The sequence below is a fragment of the Kribbella koreensis genome (assembly GCF_039525325.1).
Taxonomy (GTDB): Bacteria; Actinomycetota; Actinomycetes; order Propionibacteriales; family Kribbellaceae; genus Kribbella; species Kribbella koreensis.
The window spans coordinates 134,192-154,021 of sequence record NZ_BAAAHK010000004.1; the positions used below are offsets into that span (position 1 = coordinate 134,192).

Sequence of the window (19,830 nt, forward strand, 5' to 3'; positions counted from 1 at the left end):
CAAGTTGATGAGCCCAGTGCCGGAGAGCGGGTGGCTTCCGGAAGGGCGCCCGGCTCTCCGGCGCTGTGTGGGCGGTGAGCTCGACCTAGACGAGTTCGGCCGCTCCTACTGGGGTGCCCGCGCACTGCTCTCACACGGCGGCGACTACAGCGACCTGTTCAGCCTGCAAGCCGCCGACGAACTCCTGTCCCACCGCGGCCTCCGCACCCCGTTCCTGCGCATCGCCAAGAACGGCACGGTCGTCGGCGACAGCCAATTCACCGGCCCCGCAGGAGTCGGCGCGGAGATCGGCGACCAGATCCGCGACGACAAGGTAGCCGCCCTCTTCGCGAGCGGCCACACCGTAGTACTGCAAGCTCTGCACCGTACTTGGCCGGCACTGGTCGACTTCGCCACACAGCTGTCGTCCGACGCCAAGCACCCAGTGCAGATCAACGCCTACATCACTCCCGCAGAGTCGCAGGGCTTCTCCGCCCACTACGACGTACACGACGTCTTCGTCCTCCAGGTAGCCGGCGAAAAGCACTGGACCGTACACGAACCAGTCCACGTCGACCCCCTCCGCAACCAGCCCTGGACCGACCACTCCCAAGCCGTCGCAGCAGCAGCCCGCGACCGAGCCCCAGTGATCGACGACGTACTCCGCCCCGGCGACGCCCTCTACGTCCCCCGCGGCTTCCTCCACTCCGCCAAAGCGCTAGGCGGCGTCAGCGCCCACCTAACCGTCGGCCTGCACACCATGACTCGCTACCTACTAGTCCAAGAACTAGCAGCCCTAGCAGCCGACGAACCCGCCCTGCGCGCAGCCCTCCCGCTCGGCTTCGACCCCGGCGACCCCTCGCAACTAGCCGGAGTCCTAGAAGAGGTCACAGCCCTCTTCACCAAGCGCATCGAGCAAACCACCCCCACAGACCTAGCCCCACGGCTACGCCGTCGCACCTGGTCCGGCAACCGCCCAGCCCCGCTACCCCCGCTGGCCCACGCCGCCGCCATTGCTGCTCTGAACCCCAGTACTACGGTCCGCCTACGCCCCGGCCTCCGTTTCCACCTGGTCGAGGGGGACCCCGTCCGCCTGCACCTGGCCGACCGCACAATCTCCTTGCCTAAGGCAACGTATCCCGCCGTGGCCGCCTTGTGTGCAGGTACCGACGTGAAAGTATCCGACCTCCCGATGGACGAAGCAGACCAACTGGTCCTGGTCCGCCGCCTCCTGACCGAAGCAGTCCTCGTACAGAGCCCCCGTGAAGACAGCTGAGGAACTCGCCGAAGCCCTAGGCCTCAGATGCGCCGCCGCAGCCGAACACCGCGGCGACACACTCTCAGCCACAGCCCCACCCGCCATCCGCTGGCTCCTGATAGAACACCGGGCCCCCTGGCCTCGAAAAGCCCTGACCGCACTCGGAGACGGTCTGGCTGGTGAGGTTGCACGGCTGTGCGCGGCAGCAGGAATCCGACCGGTACTGATCCGCCGCCACGGCAGACAAGACCGCAGTACCACCCGCCGCTGGGCCCTGATAGACAGCCGCCCCGGCCAAGAATCCGTCCGCTGGGGCGACCTCCCCACAGACGAACATCTTCTGAACGTCCTGTCCGGCCGCGATCCAGGCACTCCCAGCACAGACCCCATCTACCTGATCTGTACCCACGGCCGCCACGACGCCTGCTGCGCCATCCGCGGCCGCCCAGCCGCAGCCGCCCTCTCGAATGCCTTCCCCGACCGAACCTGGGAATGCAGCCACATAGGCGGCGACCGCTTCGCCGCCAACCTGGTCTTCCTCCCCCACAGTCTCTTCTACGGCCACGTCCCCAGCACCAAAGCCGTAGACCTGGCCACCCACTACAACGAAGGCCTGATCGTCCCCGAGTACCTCCGAGGCTCAGGCGCCCACCCACCCCCAGTCCAAGCAGCCCAACACTTCGCCCGCACAGCCGGCGCCCCCCTCTCCCTCAACGCCCTACACCCAACCCAAGTCCGAACCCCCACCCCCACCACCTGGCAAATCCACCTAACCACCACCCCCGACACCAACACCCCAACCCACCCCACAACCAGCGCCGCGGCACACACAAACGCCGACGCAGACACCAAAGCCACCGGAGCTACGCAGCCCCCCGGCAGCGCCAGCGCAGGCGCGTCGGCCCGGAGAGGCGCCGACGCCTATGCCGACGCTCGCGGCCGCGAAAGCGGCAGCACCAATGCCGGCGACGGCACCCAGGCAGACGCTGCTGATGCCGGCGGAGTCGTCTATGTGGTGACGGTTACTGCTGGGGCGACCACCATCGACGCCGCCATGACCTGTGCCTCTCAGCCTCCGGGGCACGTGACGACATACACCCTCACCGCACTCGAGAAGCTCTACCGCTAGCTTGCTGGGAACGGGCCGAGTTCACCACGCACCAGCAGTGCGGCACGCTGCGCGCCGGGAGTGCGAAGGGTGTGCCCGCCGCCCGCCGCCCGCCGCCCGCCGCCCGCCGCCCGCCGCCCGCCGCGCGCTGGCGCGGGAGCGCGCCGGACCGGGTGGATGGGCCGGCATCGGTTCGTAGACCCCGGTCCGTTCGAGGACGGTGTGATCCTTCGCAGCGTTCGAGCAGGCGACGTCTACGCACCCGCTGCGTCGGAGAAGCGTGTGGGGTTAGTGGGGGTCGGGGAGTTGGCGGTCTTGGTGGTGGGTCCCGTAGTAGGCGGACTGGCCGGCCATGATGTCGCGCATGGTGGTGTCGCGACCCGCGCCGTAGACGGTACCGGGGAAGTCGAGGGTCTGCTGGATCGCCCAGATCTCGTCGTGTCGATCGGGGGAGAAGAGCTGAGCGGGATCACCGACCGCGATCCAGCCGATCGGCAGGACGGCGCCGGCGGCCAGGCGGGAGTTGACCTGGAGCACGCTGTTGATCCGCAGTTCGGCGCCGGTGCCGGCGATCGATCCTGGGAACAATGAGGCGCCCGTGGCGATGAAGACTTCAGCTTCGACCGTGGCGCCGTTCACGTGGGCGTGCGGTCCGACCAAGACCGTAGCGCCGATCACCGCGGGATGGTTCGCCCGGCCGCGCACCAGGGCGTTCTCCATCACCACGCTGTTCTCTCCGAGGTGGACCTCACCGTCCTCCGCCGTCAGTACTGCGCCGTGCAGCACCCGACTGCCCTCGCCCAGCACGACGGCTCCACACAGCACGGCTGATGGCGCCACGTACGCGGACTCAGGGACGACCGGTCTCCGGCCACGGTGTTCCAGCAACATGAGGACGTCCTCTCGTCTTGCATCACCTCGGTCTTCCGTTAGCAGTTGTACTTGGCAGCGAGCGGGTACTCCACAGCCCGGGCCCTCACTGCCCGGGCGGCCAGCGCTCGATCCCGGCTGTCCACATCGGAGGTGGGAGGCTCAGCCGTCGCGAGCGAAGGTTTGGGGTGGGAGTGAAATCCGCGAGCTACGAGAAGGACATTAGAACACCTGTTCGAAGAGCGCAAGAATGCCTGACCCGTCAATCGCAACGCCGCGAATCAAGCCCCGCCGAAGCTCAGGTACGCCGCGTCGCCGCATCCGGCAGCACCCGCTCGAGCACCACGATCGTCGCCGCCGCGACCAGCGCCAGCACCGACAGCGTCACCCAGGGCAGCTCCTCCCGCACCTCGAAGAGCTGCGCGAAGAACGCCGGCACCAGCACACTCGCGAAGGTGAACGAGTACTGCCAGTACGAAAGGTACTTGCCACGTCCGACAGTCGGCGCAACAGCGGCAGCCAGCGCGTTCCCAGTGGCCGCATGCAGCACGTCAGCCCCGGCAAAAACCACAGTCGCCAGTACCAACCCCGGCACCACAAGCCCAGCCGGCACATGCAGCAGCGCCGCCATCAGCACTCCCCACACCGCCCACAGCACGCCAGTGAGTACCAGTACCGAAGTACGCCGCCGCTGCTCGGTATGCCGCACTACTAGCGTTTGCCCGGTCGCCAGCACGACCGACGTCGCCGCGAGCAGCACTCCCACGATCCACTTGGGTGCCTCGGGCAGCGCCTCGGTCACGTACACCGGAAGCGCCACCCCGATCATCATCGTGCACAGCGCCAGGATGGTGTTCGCAGCGATCAGTACCAGGAACGCCTTGTCCTTCCGCAGCAGCGGAGCAGGCCCACTGTCCTGAGCAGCCTGCGCCTCATGCCGGGCGCGCAACCCGAGCAACAGCACGCCAGCGACGAAGAAGGTCACCGCGTTCACCGCAATACCGACCAGGAACGGCGTATCCCCGCCAATGCTCAGCAGTACGCCGGCAGCCAGCGCTCCGAGCCCGAACCCGGCCGCCTGCATCATCCCGCCGAGCCCGAACCAGCGGTCCCGGTCACCCGGATCCGCGATGTCCGCCAGCAGGCTGAAGATCGCCGACCAGAAGACCCGCTGCCCGGTCGTCGTCACCAGCGCACAAAGAAACAGCAGCCACAACGAACGCCCGAAGAAGAACCCGGTGAACGCCAGCCCCTGCGCGAACTGCGCCCCGATCACCAGGTTCCGCGGCCCGACCCGATCGATCACCACCCCAACGGCGGCCGGCGCGGCGATGGAGAACATGGTCGCCACGGTCAGCATCAATCCCGCAGTACCGAGCGGGATGCCCGCCACGCGCACGAAGTACAGCAGCAACAAGGGCCCCGCGCAGCCGCCCCCGAACGAGTCGATCGCCAACCCAGCCAGCAACGGCGCACGCCCCCGCATATTGGGCAAGCCGAGCGACGCGACGTTCGGCATGACATTCCCCTGGCTGCAGTCGGACTCTCGACCTCGGAGCGTAACAACGTCCGCCGAAGAGACTCCAACTCTTTACGCACCCCCGTACGGCGCGGTGCCACCTCCGCCCGCCGGCCCAACCCGTACCGGTATCCTCAACCTTCGGCGCCACCTCCGGGTGACCGCCTGGAGGGCTCGCATAGTGGCCGAGTGCGCTGGTCTTGAAAACCGGTATGGCGGGTGACCGTCATCGTGGGTTCGAATCCCACGCCCTCCGCTGGTCAGAGTTCGGTGCGCATGACCCAGCGCCACTTGGCGATCTGGCGGTCGCGGGTGAAGCCGAATTGTTCGTAGAGTTCTTCGGGGCCGGTATGGAGGAAGGCGCCGCGTTGGGGCTTGCGGTCGGTGGTCTGCTCCGGGTACGCCTCCACCACTCCGCCGCCGGCGGCGCGGATCGCGTCCAGTGCGCCGGCGACCGCCGCGCGGGCGACGCCTCGGCCGCGGTGGCGGCTGCCGGTGAAGATGCAGCCGATCCGCCATGCGGGTAGCTCCGAGGCGCCGGCCGCGTACTTGGCCGGATTCTTGATGTTGGGTAGTTCGGCCGGGGGTCCGTACTGGCACCAACCCACGCACACGCCATCCGCGTCGTAGACGAGGATCTGGTGCACGGTGCCTTGGTCCACGTGGGCTCGCTTTGCGGCGCGGTTGCGTTCAGCGCTGTGGGGCTTCTCGCCGAACCCCTCGACATGGAAGCCGATGCACCAGCAGCCACCCCACACCCCGCCGTTGGCCTCCACCAGCGCGCTGAAGTCGTCCCAGGTCTCCGGCGACAACGGCCGAGTCGTATAGGTAGTCGTCACCAGCGCTCTCCCTCATCCAGTGCGTGCCGAACCCGGCCACGAGGAACAAGTCACGAGTCTGCCCCAGGATCGACCCTCACCGCGGAATCCCGGGCAGGTCAGATGATGGTGGTCCAGATCTTGGTGCTGGCCTGGGCGCCGACGAAGGGGTTGTTGACGGCCCAGAGAAGGCCTTCGTCGTTCTCCGGTACGTCGAAGTCGCACATCACCCAGCCGCCGTCGGCACCACGGCCGTTGTAGCATTCGCGGTGCCAGCTCACGTCGGACTCGGTGTCGGAGATGGTGCCGGCGGCGGGCTCGCCGTTCGCCTTGGTGTCCTTCACCCAGACCTTGTCGCCGTACTCCCCGAAGCACGCCTTCGCGCCGGTGACCGAAACGCACCAGACGCCGATGCTCCCCTCCGGCGGCGCGCCGCTCGGGCTGCCCTCGGTCGCCGACGCCGGAATCGTCGTCCCGGCCAGGATGACGACTGTGGAAGCGGACACCGCGAGCACCCCACGGACAAGCCTGTTCACACGAAACTCCTCACTGTTTCGAACGTTTGATCGCCGGAATTCAACCACGTACGAAACTTGTCGGAGCCACCCCCTAGGGTCCTGGCCATGGCGGACTTCCTCACCACCACCCGGACCTCGTACGACGCCCTGGCGGCCGAGCATGCCGATCTCGTGCAGTCTTCCTTCGACGACCTGCCGCTCGACCGATCCCTGTTCGCGACCTTCGCGGAGCTCGTCCAACCCACCGGTAGGCCAGTGGCGGACGTGGGGTGCGGACCCGGCCGGGTGACCGTCTTGCTGGCCGAGCTGGGGCTGGATGCGTTCGGGATCGATCTGTCGCCGGGGATGCTGGCGCTGGCTCGGCAGAGCTACCCCGAGTTGCGATTCGAGGAAGGCTCGATGCTGGCGCTGGACGTGCCCGACGGGTCGCTGGGCGGAGTGCTCGCCTACTACTCGGTCATCCACGTTCCGTGGGAGCAACGGGCAGCGGTGTTCGCCGAGTTCTACCGGGTGCTCGCGCCAGGCGGAGTACTGATGCTGGCCTTCCAAGTCGGGGAGGACCAGGTGCGGCGGACCGAGTACGGCGGTACGGCGCTCGAGCTCGACTTCTACCGGCAGCGGCCGGACGAGGTCGCCGGGCTGTTGCGGGATGGCGGGTTCGAGCTGTGGATGACGGCCGTACGCGGGCGTGCGGAGTGGGAGAAGGTCGATCAGGGGTATCTCATCGTCCGCAAGCCCGCGACGACAACCGGAGTCAGGAGCGGATGAATTCGAGGAGCTCGGCGTTGATGACGTCGGCGTGCGTGGTCGGCATGCCGTGCGGGTAGTCCTTGTACGTCTTGAGGACGCCGTTCTTCAGGAGCTCTGCTGAGCGGGGGCCGGCGGCGACGTAGGGGACGATCTGGTCGTCCTCGCTGTGCATGACCAGGACCGGGATGGTGATCTGTTTCAGGTCCTCGGTGAAGTCGGTCTGGGAGAAGGCGACGATGCCGTCGTAGTGCGCCTTCGCGCCGCCCATCATCCCCTGCCGCCACCAGTTGGCGATGATCGCCTCGGACGGCTCCGCGCCCGGCCGGTTGAACCCGTAGAACGGGCCGGACGGCAGCGCGCGGTAGAACTCCGACCGGTTCGCGAAGAGTTGCGCCTGAAGGTCGTCGAAGACCTCCTTGGGCAGGCCGTCCGGGTTCGCGTCGGTCTTCAGCATCAGCGGCGGTACTGCGCACAGCAGCGCCGCCTTCGCCGCCCGCCCCTCGCCATGGCGGGCCAGGTAGTGCGCGACCTCGCCCCCGCCGGTCGAGTGGCCGACGTGGATCGCGTCGTGCAGATCGAGATGCTCGACGACGGCTGCAAGGTCGTCGGCGTAGTGGTCCATGTCGTGGCCGTCACCGGTCTGCGTCGACCGGCCGTGGCCGCGGCGGTCGTGGGCGACGACCCGGTACCCCTGCTGCAGGAAGAACAGCATCTGGTTGTCCCAGTCGTCGGCCGACAACGGCCAGCCGTGGCTGAACACGATCGGCTGACCACTGCCCCAGTCCTTGTAGAAGATCTCGGTGCCGTCGCTGGTGGTGATGGTTCCCACGGTGATGCCCCTCTCGAGAACAGCTACTTCAGATAGGAGAATCCCTTTGTCAGCAAGGGATTCTGTGTCCGCGTCACCCCCACGTCACAATAACCCCGCGGCCAAGGCCTGACGAGTCTGTAGACAACTCGGCTGCTCGGGCTACGACTTGGTTGCCCGTACTACGAACAGCCGGGAGTCGTCCGTCAGTTGCTGTTCGTGCCATCCGCCGTACACCTCGACGTCGCCGAAGCCTGCCTTCTCCAGCCCGGCGCGGAGTTCGTCGACCGTACGGAAGTACAGCGTGGTCGTGTAGACGGTGTCGACGCCGTCCTCGAACACGTTGTGCGCATCGAAGACCACCCGGCCGTTGCCGACCTCAGTGACCTCCATCCACTCCTTCAGATGTCCGGCCGGCGTATCGCGCTCGCTGTAGGTCGCCTCCGGTCCCCACTGCTCCCAGGCCCGTGCGGCCGGGTTCCGACTCTCGAAGCTCAACACCCCACCGGGCTTCAACGCCGCCGCGAGCGCCTCGAGCACCCACGGAAAGTCATCGGCGGTGATGTGCATCATCGTGTTGCCGCTGCTGACGACCAGATCCGCGTCGCCGGCGGGCAGGACCGCGCCGGCGTCACCGTCGATCCAGGTGACGTCTTCCGCGCCCGGTTGCCGGCGCGCGTAGTTCAGCATCGTCGCGCTCGGATCGACCCCTAGCACCACCCGCCCGGGCTGCACGAAGGCGCGGGTCAGGAGGCCGGTACCGCATCCGAAGTCGATGACCTTGGTGGCTCCGTCCGCGAGCTTCAGGAAGTACTCGTGGTCTGCCCCCGGTCGGTTGTCCTCGTCGTACAACTCCACCAGACGTTCGTCCCCGTACGGATCCACAGTCACACTCTCACGCTACGTAGCACCGGCCGGTCGCGCAAAAGAGCCCCGCTGACTTGTCGAGAGTGGGTACGGGGTTCCGACGTACCCCGAAACGACGGAGGAGGCTGGGGCATGCGGGACCTGGTGGTGACCGAGAACATCACGCTCGACGGGGTGATCGACGCGAGCGAGGGGTGGTTCAACCCTGGCGACGAGGACCTGTCCGACGTACTGGGTGCGCTGGAGGTGCAGCGGGAGGCCGCTGATGCGTTCCTGGTCGGGCGGCAGACGTTCGAGGACATGCGCGGCTACTGGCCGCACCAGACCGACGACCCGACCGGTATCTCCGACTACCTCAACGCAGTGTCCAAGTACGTGGTCTCCACGACCCTGCAGGATCCGCAGTGGGAGCACAGCACGGTACTGCGTGGGCTGAACGAGGTAGAGGCCCTGAAGGCCACCGCCGGTAAAGACATAGTCGCTACCGGCAGCATCACCCTCGTCCACGCGCTAGCGGCCGCCGGCCTGGTTGACGAGTACCGCCTGTTCGTCTACCCGGTAGTGATCGGCAAGGGCGCCCGCCTCTTCCCCGGCACAAGCACCCCAGCCACCCTGCAGCTAGTGGAGACCCAACCCTTCCGCTCCGGCATAACCCTCCTCCGCTACCGCACGTAGTCTCCACAGATGGCCTTCGAAGGTTCGTACTGAGCCAGGGATGAGCTTTCGCGAGACCGCAGCGCAGGAGCTGCTGGAAGAGTCCGGCTTGCGTGTAGACCCCGACGACCTGACCCCGTTCGGCTCCCTGTCGGAGGCTGCGCTGCACACCATCACCTACCCAAACGGCGACCGCCTGCAGTGCTTCGCCATGCTCTTCGAGGCCAGGCAGTGGACGGGTGAACTGATCCCTGGTGACGATGAAGTCATCCAGGCTGGCTTCTTCGGGCCTGACGACCTACCGGCACCTCTGCAGCCGCAGACGGAAGTGGTGTGGGACATGTACGCCGCCTACCGCGCCACCGGTCTCTTCCAAGGTCGCTAGCCGGCGGGGAAGGTTAGGTGCTGGTGGATCCGGCGATCCATCGGCCCAGTGTTGCAGCCGCCCGACCACTGTCGACCGCCTCTGCACACTGCTCCAACGCGACAGCCAGCTGCTCCACCAGCGGCTCATCCGTCAGCCGCCCGACGGCTACAGCAGCCGCAGCGTTCAGCAGTACTACGTCCCGCACAGCCCCACGATCCCCGGCCAGCACGCGGTGGAGCACCCGGGCGTTGCCCGCCGCAGTACCGCCTCGCAGCGCAGCAAGTGACGACCGGGCAAGGCCTAACGAGCGGGGGTCCAAGGACTCGGGTGCAGAGCAGCCACTGCGGACTACCCAGACGCGGGAGGAGGTAGTAGTCGTCAGCTTGTCGAGGCCGTCGTCGCCTCGGACAACCAGGGCCGTGGTGCCGCGACTAGCGATCGCTGCGGCCAGCACCGGCTGCATGCGTGCATCCGCAACTCCCACCAACTGGCAGACCGGATCAGCGGGGTTGAGGAGTGGGCCGAGCACGTTGAACGCGGTCGGGACGCCCAGCTCCCGGCGTACAGCAGCTACCTGCCGCAGAGCGGGGTTGAACCGGGGTGCGAATAGATAAGTGAGCCCAGCCGCCGAGGCGACCCGGACAGCATCAGCGGCAGACAGGTCGAGCGGAATGCCCAAGTGCTCGACCAAGTCGGCCGAACCGCCGGCCTGCGAAGACGCGGCCCGCCCACCGTGCTTGACCACGGTCACGCCAGTAGACGCGGCCACGATCGCCGCCATCGTCGAGATGTTGATCGCCCCCGTCCCATCACCACCCGTCCCGACGATGTCGACAAAGCGCCCCGGGATGCGGACGGAGGTGGCGTGCTGCCGGAGCGCCGCCGCCATCGCACCGATCTCGTCCGCAGTCTCGCCCTTGGCCCGCAGAGCGATCAGGAACCCGGAGACCTGAGCCGACGTCGCCTCGGAGCCGACCACGCTGTCCATCGCCCACCAGACGTCCTCCGGCGTGAGGTCACGGCCGTTGAGCAGGTCGGAGATCAGTCCGGACCAGGTGCGATTCACAGTGGGCATGGTCAGTCCTCGGGGTCAGGCCGCCCAACGAGGAGACATCACAGCGGCCGCCTCATCGAGGCGGCCGGTTGGGTTCGCGCAAAGCAAGGTGGCCGCCTAGTCGACGGGCCACCAGCTGCTCAGACGCGTGATCACGCCCGAACGATAACAAGCAGCGCGGTCAGGCGACCAGCTTCGCAGCGATCTCCCACAGCCGCTCGGCGTTGCCCGGGTCGAGGGCGAAGGGTGCGACGCCGCCGCCGAACATGACCGGTGGCCCGGTCAGTACGGGCGCCTCGGCGCAGTCTTCGTAGTACCGGCCGCCGGTGGTGAGGGTTGCGGCGAGGACCGAGGTGGCTGCGCCCTGCTCGACGGTTTTGCGGCGCTCGACCAGTGTCTGGAGTCCGCCTGTGTGCTTCTGGAGGTTGGTCGCGATCGCGCCGGGGTTGACCGCGTTGGCGACGATCCCGTCGGCGGCCCAGCGTCGGGTCGCCTCGACGGCGAGCAGGACGGTCGCGGTCTTCGACTCGCCGTACGCAGCGATCGGGTGGTACGGCCGGTAGACCCAGTCGAGGTCGTCGAAGACCGGTGGGGCCATCAGGTGAGCGTTCGAGCTGAGCGAGACGATGCGTGCGTTGCCCGCACCGGCCAGGGCGTCGTGCAGCCCGACGGTGAGGGCGAAATGGCCGAGGAAGTTGACGGCGAACTGCAGTTCGCGGCCTTCCGGCGTACGGGTCAGCTCCGGTACGCCCATGATGCCGGCGTTGTTGACCAGGATGTGCAGCGGACCATCCCAGCCGTCGACAAAGGAGCGGACGGAGGGCAGCGAGGCGAGATCCAGCTCGGCGACCCGGGCGGCGCCGCCGATCGCCGCGGCGATTTCCTTGCCTGCGACAACGTTCCGGACCGCGAGCACGACCTCGGCACCAGCTGCGGCAAGCGCACGGGCGGTCTCGACACCGATCCCTGAGTTGGCGCCGGTGATGAGCGCACGCTGACCGGAGAGGTCGACACCGGCCAGTACTTCGCTAGCAGTAGATGAGAATGAGTTCATATGCCGAGCGTGCGTCGACCAGCGCCGGGGAAGAAGGCCCTGCTGACACTGGTACCGGCAGGGGCAGGATGAGCCCGTAGTACGCCTCTACTCTGGAAGCATGAGTAACCTCGGCGAGTACCTGAAGGTACGTCGCGAGCGGCTGCGCCCCGAGGACGTAGGGCTGCCAGGGGGCAGCCGTAGACGCGTACCCGGGCTGCGCCGGGAGGAGGTCGCGCTGCTGGCCGGCATCAGCGTCGAGTACTACCTGCGGCTCGAGCAGGGCCGTGACCAGCACCCCTCCGACCAGGTGCTCGACAGCCTCTCCCGTGCGCTCCAACTGGATGCGGATTCCGAGACCTACCTCAAGAACCTCACCACCCCAACCAAACCGGTACGCCGCCGCGCTGCCCGACCCGAGCAGGTCAGCACCGGCATCCAAAGCCTCATCGACAGCTGGCCGACCACCCCGGCCCTGGTCCAGGGTCGCTACCTGACAACCCTGGCAGCGAACCGCATGGCCGTTGCCCTAAGCCCCTTCTTCGCCCCTGGCGTCAACACCATGCGCGCAGCCTTCCTGGAGCCGGAGATGCGCGAGTTCTACCTCGACTGGGACGAGATGACCGCCAAGGCCGTCGCCTACCTCCGCTCGATCATCGCCCCCGACATCGACGACCCGCAGATCGCCACCTTGATCGGCGAACTGAGCCTGCACAGCGATCGCTTCAGCACCCTCTGGGCCAAACAAGACGTCCGCCAGAAGACCAGCGGCACCACCCGCTTCAACCATCCACAAGTAGGCCCGCTAACCCTCAACTACGAAAAACTCGCACTTCCCGGCGCCCCACACCAGATGCTCATCACCTACCACGCCACGCCCGGCACGCCGTCGCACGACAAACTCCAGCTGCTGGCTCACTTGTAGCCGCGGATGTAGTCGACGACGAACTCAGGTACCGCTTCAGCTGAGGATCCGTCGGGGAAGTCGAAGACGGCGAGCATCAGTTGCATGGGGTAGGCCGGTGGGCTTGGGCAGGTGCGGATCAGAACGTCGTCGACGTAGAAGTCGGCGCGGTCGGGTGTCCAGTCGACGGCGTACAGGTGGAAGTCGGTGAGGTCCAAGGGGAGGCGGACGGCCTCGAAGTCTTCGGGGACGGACGGGTCGCGGAAGGTGTGGAGGCCCATACCGACCTCGACCGAGCCAGGCGTGACGGACTTGCCGAACATCTCGGTGATGCAGATTTCGGCGCAGCGTTCGGGGCTGTCCTCGAGGCCGACCATCCACAGGGCGACCATCGAGCGCGGCGAGACGACGGCGCGGGCGCGTAGCTCGATGTAGCCACCAGTTGGAGTCCAGCCCCAGAACGCAGGCTGCTCCTCGCGGACGGCAAGTCCGTCGCGATAGGGCTGCTGGCCGATGGTGCTCCCGACCGGTCCCGAGAAGTTGCCCGACTGGATGCCCGAGACGCGCATCGGCGGCGTGTGGTCGTCCTCACACCACAGGCCCTGATCCGGCGGGACGAACAGTCGCAAGCAGGAGTCCGCCAGCTCGTACTGCGCCGCCGTCGCGGCCCGGGAACTCCACTGGGGAAGGTAATTCGGCAGCCAGACGGCGGGATCCAGGGTCGGTCCGTCGAAGTGGTCCTCGAAGACGAGCTCACGGTCGGCCATGGCCGTAATGATCGGCGCCGGACCCCCGAGCTGTCACATGATGTCCTCGACGACCGTCAGAGGATTGACGGACCGCGACGGGAGATTGTGACCTGTGGACGATTTCGACCAACTGGCCGGCCAGTTCGAGCAGCACCGCGCCCAGCTGCGCTCGGTGGCGTACCGGATGCTCGGCTCGGTGACCGAGGCGGAGGACGCGGTCCAGGAGGCCTGGCTGCGGCTGAGCCGGTCCGACGCGAGCGAGATCCAGAACCTCGGCGGCTGGCTGACGACGGTGGTGTCGCGGGTCTGCCTCGACCAGTTGCGCAGCCGCAAGACCCGTCGCGAGGACTCGCTCGACATGTTCGTGCCCGACCCGATCCTCAGTCCGCTCGACCCGGCGGAAGAGGCCGCCCAGGCGGACGCGGTCGGGCTGGCGATGATGGTCGTACTCGACAAGCTGTCGCCCGCCGAGCGGCTCGCGTTCGTGCTGCACGACATGTTCGGGCTCAGCTTCGACGAGGTCGCCGAGATCGTCGACAAGACCCCGGCCGCCGCGAGGCAACTCGCCTCCCGCGCCCGCCGCCGGGTCCAGGGCGCCCCGGTCACCGACAGCGACGTCACCCGCCAGCGCGAGGTCGTCGAAGCCTTCCTCGCCGCCTCCCGCAGCGGCGACTTCGAGGCGCTGCTCTCCCTCCTCGACCCCGACGTCGTACTCCGCGCCGACGCCGGTACCGCGGTAGGCGGCCCTGCCGTCTCCAAGCTGATGCGAGGCGCCCTCGCCGTCGTCGAGCAAGCAGTCATGTTCGGCAGGCTGGCCCCCCACGGCCGGTTGGCCCTCATCAACGGCTACCCAGGCGCCATCACCGTCGTCGGCGACACCCTGCTGGGTGTCATGGACCTCACCGTTCACAACGGCAGGATCACCGAGCTCAACATCCTGGCCGACCTCTCCCGGCTGGAATCCCTCGAGATCCCCGCCTGACGAAAATAGTTCGACCGGTCGTGTCTATCTGGGCCCAGCCGCTTCGACGTGTGTGTAAGAGCCAGGCACACGCGAGGGAGCAGCAGGATGAGCACGCAAGCGATCTACTCGGTAGAGACGACTGGTAGTGACGTTGTAGCGGCACTGCTCGGATCCGGCTTCAACGGGTCGGTCCACCGGCCAGGAGACGAGCAGTACGACGTACTGCGCAAGTCGATCGTCCCCACCTTCGACTCGCGTCCCCTGGTGGTCGCAGAGGCCTCTAGCCGCACAGACGTGCAGGCGGCAGTACGCACGGCCCGGCAGCTCGGGTTGCCGATCGCAGTACAGGCGACTGGGCACGGGACTCGGGTGCCGGCTGACGGCGGCATCCTGCTCAGGACCTCGGCCATGACGTCAGTACTGGTCGACCCGCAGCGCATGGTCGCCAAGGTCGGCCCCGGGACCCGCTGGGGTGCAGTGATCGACGCAGCTGGGCAGTTCGGGCTGGCGCCGCTGGCCGGATCGTCACGGGACGTCGGCGTCACCGGCTACACGCTGGGCGGCGGCGTCGGCTGGCTCGCCCGGAAGTACGGGTTCGCGGCCGACAGCGTGATCCGCGCCGAGGTAGTCACTGCGGACGGTCGTGTAGTCACGGCGAGCGCGGACGAGCACCCGGACCTGTTCTGGGCGATCCGCGGCGGCAGCGGCAACTTCGGGATCGTCACCTCGCTCGAGTTCCGCCTGTACTCCGTACCGCAGGTCCACTCCGGCATCGTCTACTTCGCGATCGACAACGCAGCCGAGACGCTCAAGTTCTACCGCGACTGGTCCGCCACCATCCCCAACGAGCTCAGCACCGCCATCCTCCTTACCCGCACCCCCGACGGCACCCGCGCACTCGCGATCAAGGCCTCGTACTCCGGTGAGCCCGAACTGGCCGAACACCTCCTCAAGCCCCTCTTCGAGGTCGCGGGCCAACGACTCGCCGGCGAACTCAGGACCACCCCGTACGCCGGATCGTCGATGGGCGGAACCCCGGCCCGTTACCTCGATCTGCTCGACACCCTCGACGACGATCTGCTCGACCGACTGGCCACGCTGCCCAGCGCGACCGTCGAGATCCGGCACTGGGGTGGCGCGATGGCGCACCCCGGTCCCGGCGCCGGCCCGGTCGGGCACCGCGAAGCGGCGTACTCGCTGATCATCGACCAGGAGGTCCCGGAGCTCGACCAACGCAACAGCGGGCGGACGTTCCTCAACTTCCTGGCCGACCCGGCCCGCGCGACCTCGGCGTACTGCGAAGCCGACCTGAGCCGGCTCCGCGCGGTCAAGCGCGCCTACGACCCGGACAACTTCTTCCACCTCAACCACAACCTCGAGCCCTGACCACAAGCAGAACGGCCCGGCTCCCATGGGAGGGAGCCGGGCCGTTCGTCAAAGCTTGCCTCAGGCAGTGCCGGAGTTGCCGTACACGGTGACGTGGACGTGGTCGTAGTGGTTGGCCGTGGCGCCGCCACGGTCCTCCATCGCGCGCCAGCCCTCGCTGCTGCGCTGGACCGTCCAGATGTGCTGCTGCCAGATGAGCTGGCTGACGCCCATCGCCTTGCGGTTGGCGCGCAGCCAGTCGGCGATCTCCTGGCCGGTCTCGCCGCTGACCATGATGTCGAGCGCGTGACCGGTGGAGTGCTCGCTGCCGCTGTCGCCGCTGCGCAGACCGCCGTACGAGGTGACCGAGGGGAACAAGTGGCAGATCGCGCGGTGCACCCGGATGGCGTCCGCGGTCAGGCCTTCCTCGACGCTGGAGCCCGACTTGCAGGCTGCCTGCGACGGGGTGCCCTCGACGGACTGCTCGACCGGCTTGGTCGCGGCCAGGTACTGCGCCTTGACCCAGCGGGAGACGCCGTCGCGGACGATCTCGGCCCAGATGCCCTGGACCTTGCCGGTGACCGAGACCTTGCTGCCCTTTTCCAGGACGGTCAGCAGGTTGCCGGTGACCGGGGCGGACCACACGTTGAGGTCGGTGGTGGTGAACTTGCTGCCGATGATCTTCGGCGGGGCGACCGTCTTCACGCTCTCCGCGGCCCGGGTCTTGACCGAGTTGGGCTTCGGGATCGGAGCCTGCTTCTTGAGGTGCTTGGCGGCCGGCGCCTTCGAGGGCGCCTGCGTCGGAGTGAGGTCCAACGACGGACGATTCGCGTCCCGGCTGGTCGGTGCCTCACGCTTCAGCTGCAGGGGCGAGCTGGCGGTAGTCACGTCGTGCTTCGGGGCTTCGTCGGGGAATGCGACTGCGGAGCCGGTGGCCAGTAGAGCCACCGCGGCGCCTGGGATCGCAACCTTCACGATGCCGGGGCCGATCACCTTGGGGCGCGGTTGACGGTGCCGCGCCTGTCTATGCCGTCCTTCAGCCACTGCGTCCACCCAATCTGCCGAGATCAAAACGTTATCGACCGGAGGAGTCAAGCACACTTCCTGACAGGTCCACCAACTGGCGCGGCGTTTTAACGAATTACGTACATGCCGCACGCTCAGCGGTTGTGATTCACCGCGCGGCGGCGGGGTGTCGTGTCTGGTTGACTGCGCGTCATGGACGAGCTCGGATTCAGCGTCGAGACCGGTGCTGTGGCACGGGTGGTGATCGACCGGGTACCCAAACGGAACGCGCTCACCCGGGCCATGTGGGAGGCGCTGCCGGGGTTGCTGGCCGAGTTGGCCGCGGATCCCGAGGTGAAGGTCCTGCTCGTCACCGGCGCGGGGCCGAGCTTCTCGGCGGGCGCCGACATCGGCGAGCTGGTCTCCGGAGCCGACCCGGCCGATCCGATGGCGGAGCTCCGGGCTCACAACTTGAGAGCGCAGGCGGCACTGCGCGAGTTCCCGAAGCCGACGGTCGCGGTGATCCGGGGCCATTGCATCGGCGGCGGGCTGGAGATCGCGGTCAACTGCGACTTCCGGTTCGCGGCGAGCGGGTCGACGTACGGGGTGACGCCGGCCCGGATCGGCGTGGTCTATCCGCCCGCGGCGATCAAGGTTCTGCTCGATCTGGTGGGGCCTGCGACTGCGAAGTACCTGCTGTTCAGCGGTGACCTGCTGACTGCCGACGAGGCGTATGCGAAGGGGCTGGTCGATCGGGTCTTCGCCGAGGACGCGCTCGATGCCGGTGCGGCCGAGTTCGCCGCGACGCTGATCTCGCGGTCGCAGCTGACCATTCGCTCGGCGAAGGAGACGGTCAACGCGCTGCTCGCCGGGAAGGACGCGGATTCGCTCGCCTTCCGGCGGTACCAGGAGACGATCGCCGAGGGTGAGCTGGTCGAGGGGATCGCCGCGTTCCAGAACAAGCGCACGCCGGAATTCCCCTGGCGACGCTGACTGTGCGTGGCCGCGCCCGTACTACGCGTTGACAGGTTAGCGGGGATTACGGATGGGCACTTGAACTGGGCGCCGCCAACCCCCGCCCTGGCGGCCAGAGGAGATAAGGGAGGCTTCATGCTCATCCTCGGACTGATCCTGTTGATTCTGGGATTCGTGTTGAGTATTCCGGTCCTGTGGACGATCGGCATCGTGCTGCTCGTCATCGGAGCAGTGTTGTTCCTGCTCGGCTCTACCGGTCGCGCTGTCGGGGGACGACGCCACTGGTTCTGATCGACTGAAGTGGACGACCCCGCGAGCCATCGGCTCGCGGGGTTTTGTCTGTGCGGGTCGTTACGATCCGGCGGTATGAAGTACCTCGTACTGATCTACGGCGGCGACCGGCCGAGCGGCTCCCCGGCCGATCTCGCGGCTGTGCGCGCGTTGACGAAGTTCAAGGGCGAGCTCGCCGTGAGCGGTGAGCTGGTCAGCTCCGAGGGGCTGTCGTTGCCCGGCGACGGCCGGGTGGTGCAGGTGCGTGAAGGCGCTCGCGTCGTCACCGACGGCCCGTACGGCGAGGCGAAGGAACAGCTCGCGGGCTTCTTCCTGGTCGATGTCGCCGACGACGCCCGCGCTCAACAGGTGGCAGGCCACGTCTCCACGATCATCGGCGACCGCGTCGAGCTCCGCCCGACCGTGCTCAGCACCTGAGCCGACTGCGCTTGCAAGCCGTCAAGCGGCGACTGTTGCTGCTTCGCGGTCAGCTGCCCGCTTCCTGCCGACCAGCAGGCCTGTACCGACCAAGCCGACCGCGATGAACGCCCAGCACGCCGCGAACGCGACCCGGTAGCCCGACACCAACTCAGCCGGCGCGCTCCCGTGCGTGTTCCCGACCGCGACCGCGGACAGTACTGCGATCCCCACCGCCCCACCGATCTGGAACGTGGCGTTCTGCAGCCCCGACGCCATTCCCGAGTCCTTCTCGGCCACCTCGCTCAGGGCAGCGATCGCCCCGGCCACGGACCCCGCGCCGAGTCCGGCTCCGAAGATGGTCAGCCCCCAGAATGCGACTTCGAAGTACCCGGACGAGACGGACATCAGGCTCATGACCGTGCTGCCGATACCCGCCACGACGAGCGAGGCGGCGGCGATCGGGCGCGGGCCGATCCGGGTGACCAGGTTCTGCCCGACGATCGATCCGCCGACCGCCGCGGCGGCGAGCACGGAGGACATCAGCCCGTAGCGGATCGCGGAGGTACCGAGGGCGAGCTGCGCGTACTGCGTGTAGACGAAGTTCAGCCCGAAAGCGGCCAGCCCCCAGGTCATCCCGATCAGGTTGCCGCCGACCACCGCGCGCGACCGGAAGATCCTGAGCGGGACGAGTGGGGCCGCCGACCGCTTCTCCACCTGCACGAACAACGCGAAGAGACCGGCCGACACGAGGGCCAGCAATGTGGTCCGCCCGGCTGATGACGTGGGTGCTTCGATTACGGCGTACACGAGGACGATCAATGCAGCGGTCACAGTGACGGCACCGGCGATGTCGAAGCCGCGGCGGCCGGGGCCACGGCTGTCTTTGAGCAGTACCGGGGCCAGGGCGACTACCAGCAGGCACACAGGCACGTTGATGAAGAAGATCCACTGCCAGCCGAGTCCGTCTGTCACTGGTCCGCCGATGAGCGACCCGGCCGTACCGCCGACACCGCTGGTCGCTCCCCAGATCCCCAGCGCCTTGTTCCGCTCAGCGCCGTCCGGGAACGTCGTCATGACGATGGAGAGCGCACTGGGAGCCAGTACTGCGGCAGCGATCCCCTGTAGGCCACGTGCGAACACCAGCGCATCCCCTGACCAGGCGAAGCCACACAGGAGCGAGCAGGCCGCGAACAGCAGCAGTCCGGCGATCAGTACGCGCCGACGGCCTAGTAGGTCCGACACTCGCCCACCGAGCAGCAGTAGGCCGCCGAACATCAGTGCATAGCCACTGGGCACCCACTGCACTCCACCGGTCGAGAAGGTCAGCTCCCGCTCGATCGACGGCACCGCGACCAGCACGATCGAGGCGTCCAGGATGATCATGAACCCCGCCAGACACAGCAGGGCGAGGGCGAACCAGCGCTTCGGATCGGGACTGTTCTCCATGATGCGGGGCCTCCAGTACTCCGGACACCCGGGCTGGGCGCCTCTTGCCGGGTACGTCGGACCCCTGGTCGGCGGCTCGACATTTTGAGTCGCCATGTCGAGATCGGCCGGTCCGGCTACGACGTACCG

At 67.6% G+C, this 19,830-nt stretch carries 22 protein-coding genes and 1 tRNA gene; 12 read left to right on the top strand and 11 right to left on the bottom strand.

Annotated features, from left to right (window positions below; genetic code table 11):
* Positions 1-7: 7 nt before the first annotated feature.
* Positions 8-1,255 carry a cupin domain-containing protein gene (locus ABD116_RS08920; RefSeq protein WP_343966881.1) on the top strand — a complete coding sequence of 416 codons (1,248 nt, stop codon included), beginning with the start codon at positions 8-10 and terminating at the stop codon, positions 1,253-1,255.
* Complete coding sequence (locus ABD116_RS08925; RefSeq protein WP_343966883.1) at positions 1,242-2,366, top strand: ferredoxin family protein; 1,125 nt, start codon at positions 1,242-1,244, stop codon at positions 2,364-2,366. The genes ABD116_RS08920 and ABD116_RS08925 overlap by 14 nt, the downstream gene beginning before the upstream one ends.
* A 267-nt stretch (positions 2,367-2,633) precedes the next feature.
* Here ABD116_RS08925 and ABD116_RS08930 read toward each other — a convergent pair whose 3' ends face one another.
* Entirely contained in the window at positions 2,634-3,236 is a 603-nt protein-coding gene (locus ABD116_RS08930; RefSeq protein WP_343966885.1) for a gamma carbonic anhydrase family protein, read from the bottom strand.
* Positions 3,237-3,513: 277 nt separating this feature from the next.
* Positions 3,514-4,734: an MFS transporter gene (locus tag ABD116_RS08935; RefSeq protein ID WP_343966888.1), complete on the bottom strand. Its 1,221-nt coding sequence runs from the start codon at positions 4,732-4,734 to the stop codon at positions 3,514-3,516.
* 167 nt (positions 4,735-4,901) lie between these two features.
* On the opposite strand from ABD116_RS08935, the gene ABD116_RS08940 reads away from it, so the two are divergent.
* Positions 4,902-4,990: transfer RNA gene (locus ABD116_RS08940), tRNA-Ser, on the top strand.
* Between the two features lie 4 nt (positions 4,991-4,994).
* Here ABD116_RS08940 and ABD116_RS08945 read toward each other — a convergent pair.
* Together ABD116_RS08945 and ABD116_RS08950 are read right to left on the bottom strand one after the other, a co-directional pair.
* Positions 4,995-5,573 (bottom strand): GNAT family N-acetyltransferase, encoded by a 579-nt coding sequence (locus ABD116_RS08945; protein WP_343966890.1) that lies wholly within the window; start codon positions 5,571-5,573, stop codon positions 4,995-4,997.
* A gap of 98 nt (positions 5,574-5,671) precedes the next feature.
* The gene (locus tag ABD116_RS08950) at positions 5,672-6,088 is read right to left on the bottom strand and encodes a hypothetical protein (protein WP_343966892.1); all 417 of its coding nucleotides are present in this window, start codon (positions 6,086-6,088) and stop codon (positions 5,672-5,674) included.
* Positions 6,089-6,175: 87 nt separating this feature from the next.
* Here ABD116_RS08950 and ABD116_RS08955 point away from each other — a divergent pair, with 87 nt between their 5' ends.
* Positions 6,176-6,838: a class I SAM-dependent methyltransferase gene (locus ABD116_RS08955; protein ID WP_343966894.1), complete on the top strand. Its 663-nt coding sequence runs from the start codon at positions 6,176-6,178 to the stop codon at positions 6,836-6,838.
* Here ABD116_RS08955 and ABD116_RS08960 read toward each other — a convergent pair.
* Both ABD116_RS08960 and ABD116_RS08965 read right to left on the bottom strand, forming a co-directional pair.
* Positions 6,825-7,649, bottom strand: a complete 825-nt coding sequence (locus ABD116_RS08960) for an alpha/beta fold hydrolase (protein WP_343966896.1) — start codon at positions 7,647-7,649, stop codon at positions 6,825-6,827. The two genes, ABD116_RS08955 and ABD116_RS08960, sit on opposite strands and share 14 nt — an antisense overlap.
* Positions 7,650-7,790: 141 nt before the next feature.
* On the bottom strand, positions 7,791-8,519 hold the full coding sequence (locus tag ABD116_RS08965; protein WP_343966898.1) for a class I SAM-dependent methyltransferase: 729 nt from the start codon (positions 8,517-8,519) through the stop codon (positions 7,791-7,793).
* A 108-nt stretch (positions 8,520-8,627) separates the two neighbouring features.
* On the opposite strand from ABD116_RS08965, the gene ABD116_RS08970 reads away from it, so the two are divergent.
* Together ABD116_RS08970 and ABD116_RS08975 are read left to right on the top strand one after the other, a co-directional pair.
* On the top strand, positions 8,628-9,170 hold the full coding sequence (locus ABD116_RS08970; RefSeq protein WP_343966900.1) for a dihydrofolate reductase family protein: 543 nt from the start codon (positions 8,628-8,630) through the stop codon (positions 9,168-9,170).
* Positions 9,171-9,210: 40 nt separating this feature from the next.
* On the top strand, positions 9,211-9,534 hold the full coding sequence (locus tag ABD116_RS08975; protein ID WP_343966902.1) for an NUDIX domain-containing protein: 324 nt from the start codon (positions 9,211-9,213) through the stop codon (positions 9,532-9,534).
* A 13-nt stretch (positions 9,535-9,547) separates the two neighbouring features.
* Here ABD116_RS08975 and trpD read toward each other — a convergent pair whose 3' ends face one another.
* A complete protein-coding gene (trpD, locus tag ABD116_RS08980; RefSeq protein WP_343966904.1) occupies positions 9,548-10,591 on the bottom strand; it encodes an anthranilate phosphoribosyltransferase in 1,044 nt (347 codons plus the stop codon).
* Between the two features lie 160 nt (positions 10,592-10,751).
* Positions 10,752-11,624 (bottom strand): SDR family NAD(P)-dependent oxidoreductase, encoded by an 873-nt coding sequence (locus ABD116_RS08985; RefSeq protein ID WP_343966906.1) that lies wholly within the window; start codon positions 11,622-11,624, stop codon positions 10,752-10,754.
* Positions 11,625-11,724: 100 nt separating this feature from the next.
* On the opposite strand from ABD116_RS08985, the gene ABD116_RS08990 reads away from it, so the two are divergent.
* Entirely contained in the window at positions 11,725-12,528 is an 804-nt protein-coding gene (locus tag ABD116_RS08990) for a helix-turn-helix transcriptional regulator (RefSeq protein WP_343966908.1), read from the top strand.
* On the opposite strand, the gene ABD116_RS08995 is transcribed toward ABD116_RS08990, so the two are convergent.
* Complete coding sequence (locus ABD116_RS08995) at positions 12,519-13,274, bottom strand: glycoside hydrolase family 16 protein (protein WP_343966911.1); 756 nt, start codon at positions 13,272-13,274, stop codon at positions 12,519-12,521. The two genes, ABD116_RS08990 and ABD116_RS08995, sit on opposite strands and share 10 nt — an antisense overlap.
* Before the next feature lie 94 nt (positions 13,275-13,368).
* On the opposite strand from ABD116_RS08995, the gene sigJ reads away from it, so the two are divergent.
* Together sigJ and ABD116_RS09005 are read left to right on the top strand one after the other, a co-directional pair.
* Positions 13,369-14,238 carry an RNA polymerase sigma factor SigJ gene (gene sigJ / locus ABD116_RS09000; RefSeq protein ID WP_343966914.1) on the top strand — a complete coding sequence of 290 codons (870 nt, stop codon included), beginning with the start codon at positions 13,369-13,371 and terminating at the stop codon, positions 14,236-14,238.
* An 87-nt stretch (positions 14,239-14,325) separates the two neighbouring features.
* Positions 14,326-15,606, top strand: coding sequence for an FAD-binding oxidoreductase (locus ABD116_RS09005; RefSeq protein ID WP_343966916.1), 1,281 nt, complete (start codon positions 14,326-14,328; stop codon positions 15,604-15,606).
* 60 nt (positions 15,607-15,666) lie between these two features.
* Here the strand turns inward: ABD116_RS09005 and ABD116_RS09010 are convergent, their stop codons facing one another.
* Positions 15,667-16,560: a VldE C-terminal domain-containing protein gene (locus tag ABD116_RS09010; protein ID WP_343966918.1), complete on the bottom strand. Its 894-nt coding sequence runs from the start codon at positions 16,558-16,560 to the stop codon at positions 15,667-15,669.
* Positions 16,561-16,803: 243 nt separating this feature from the next.
* Between ABD116_RS09010 and ABD116_RS09015 the strand changes: the two genes are divergently transcribed.
* From ABD116_RS09015 to ABD116_RS09025, 3 genes are all read left to right on the top strand, one after another.
* On the top strand, positions 16,804-17,583 hold the full coding sequence (locus ABD116_RS09015) for an enoyl-CoA hydratase/isomerase family protein (protein WP_343966920.1): 780 nt from the start codon (positions 16,804-16,806) through the stop codon (positions 17,581-17,583).
* Between the two features lie 117 nt (positions 17,584-17,700).
* Positions 17,701-17,856 (top strand): DUF6131 family protein, encoded by a 156-nt coding sequence (locus tag ABD116_RS09020; protein WP_343966921.1) that lies wholly within the window; start codon positions 17,701-17,703, stop codon positions 17,854-17,856.
* Positions 17,857-17,931: 75 nt separating this feature from the next.
* A complete protein-coding gene (locus tag ABD116_RS09025; protein ID WP_343966923.1) occupies positions 17,932-18,273 on the top strand; it encodes a YciI family protein in 342 nt (113 codons plus the stop codon).
* 21 nt (positions 18,274-18,294) lie between these two features.
* Here the strand turns inward: ABD116_RS09025 and ABD116_RS09030 are convergent, their stop codons facing one another.
* Positions 18,295-19,701, bottom strand: a complete 1,407-nt coding sequence (locus tag ABD116_RS09030; RefSeq protein ID WP_343966925.1) for an MFS transporter — start codon at positions 19,699-19,701, stop codon at positions 18,295-18,297.
* Positions 19,702-19,830 lie beyond the last annotated feature (129 nt).

Bases quoted from the DNA above. Each gene is read 5' to 3' on its own strand.
- ABD116_RS08985 (WP_343966906.1), bottom strand. From the start codon at position 11,624: ATGAACTCATTCTCATCTACTGCTAGCGAAGTACTGGCCGGTGTCGAC.
- trpD (WP_343966904.1), bottom strand. From the start codon at position 10,591: ATGCCCACTGTGAATCGCACCTGGTCCGGACTGATCTCCGACCTGCTC.
- ABD116_RS08995 (WP_343966911.1), bottom strand. From the start codon at position 13,274: ATGGCCGACCGTGAGCTCGTCTTCGAGGACCACTTCGACGGACCGACC.
- ABD116_RS09015 (WP_343966920.1), top strand. From the start codon at position 16,804: ATGGACGAGCTCGGATTCAGCGTCGAGACCGGTGCTGTGGCACGGGTG.
- ABD116_RS08955 (WP_343966894.1), top strand. From the start codon at position 6,176: ATGGCGGACTTCCTCACCACCACCCGGACCTCGTACGACGCCCTGGCG.
- ABD116_RS09020 (WP_343966921.1), top strand. From the start codon at position 17,701: ATGCTCATCCTCGGACTGATCCTGTTGATTCTGGGATTCGTGTTGAGT.
- ABD116_RS08930 (WP_343966885.1), bottom strand. From the start codon at position 3,236: ATGTTGCTGGAACACCGTGGCCGGAGACCGGTCGTCCCTGAGTCCGCG.
- ABD116_RS08970 (WP_343966900.1), top strand. From the start codon at position 8,628: ATGCGGGACCTGGTGGTGACCGAGAACATCACGCTCGACGGGGTGATC.
- ABD116_RS09005 (WP_343966916.1), top strand. From the start codon at position 14,326: ATGAGCACGCAAGCGATCTACTCGGTAGAGACGACTGGTAGTGACGTT.
- ABD116_RS08920 (WP_343966881.1), top strand. From the start codon at position 8: ATGAGCCCAGTGCCGGAGAGCGGGTGGCTTCCGGAAGGGCGCCCGGCT.
- ABD116_RS08990 (WP_343966908.1), top strand. From the start codon at position 11,725: ATGAGTAACCTCGGCGAGTACCTGAAGGTACGTCGCGAGCGGCTGCGC.
- ABD116_RS08975 (WP_343966902.1), top strand. From the start codon at position 9,211: ATGAGCTTTCGCGAGACCGCAGCGCAGGAGCTGCTGGAAGAGTCCGGC.
- ABD116_RS08935 (WP_343966888.1), bottom strand. From the start codon at position 4,734: ATGCCGAACGTCGCGTCGCTCGGCTTGCCCAATATGCGGGGGCGTGCG.
- ABD116_RS09030 (WP_343966925.1), bottom strand. From the start codon at position 19,701: ATGGAGAACAGTCCCGATCCGAAGCGCTGGTTCGCCCTCGCCCTGCTG.
- ABD116_RS09025 (WP_343966923.1), top strand. From the start codon at position 17,932: ATGAAGTACCTCGTACTGATCTACGGCGGCGACCGGCCGAGCGGCTCC.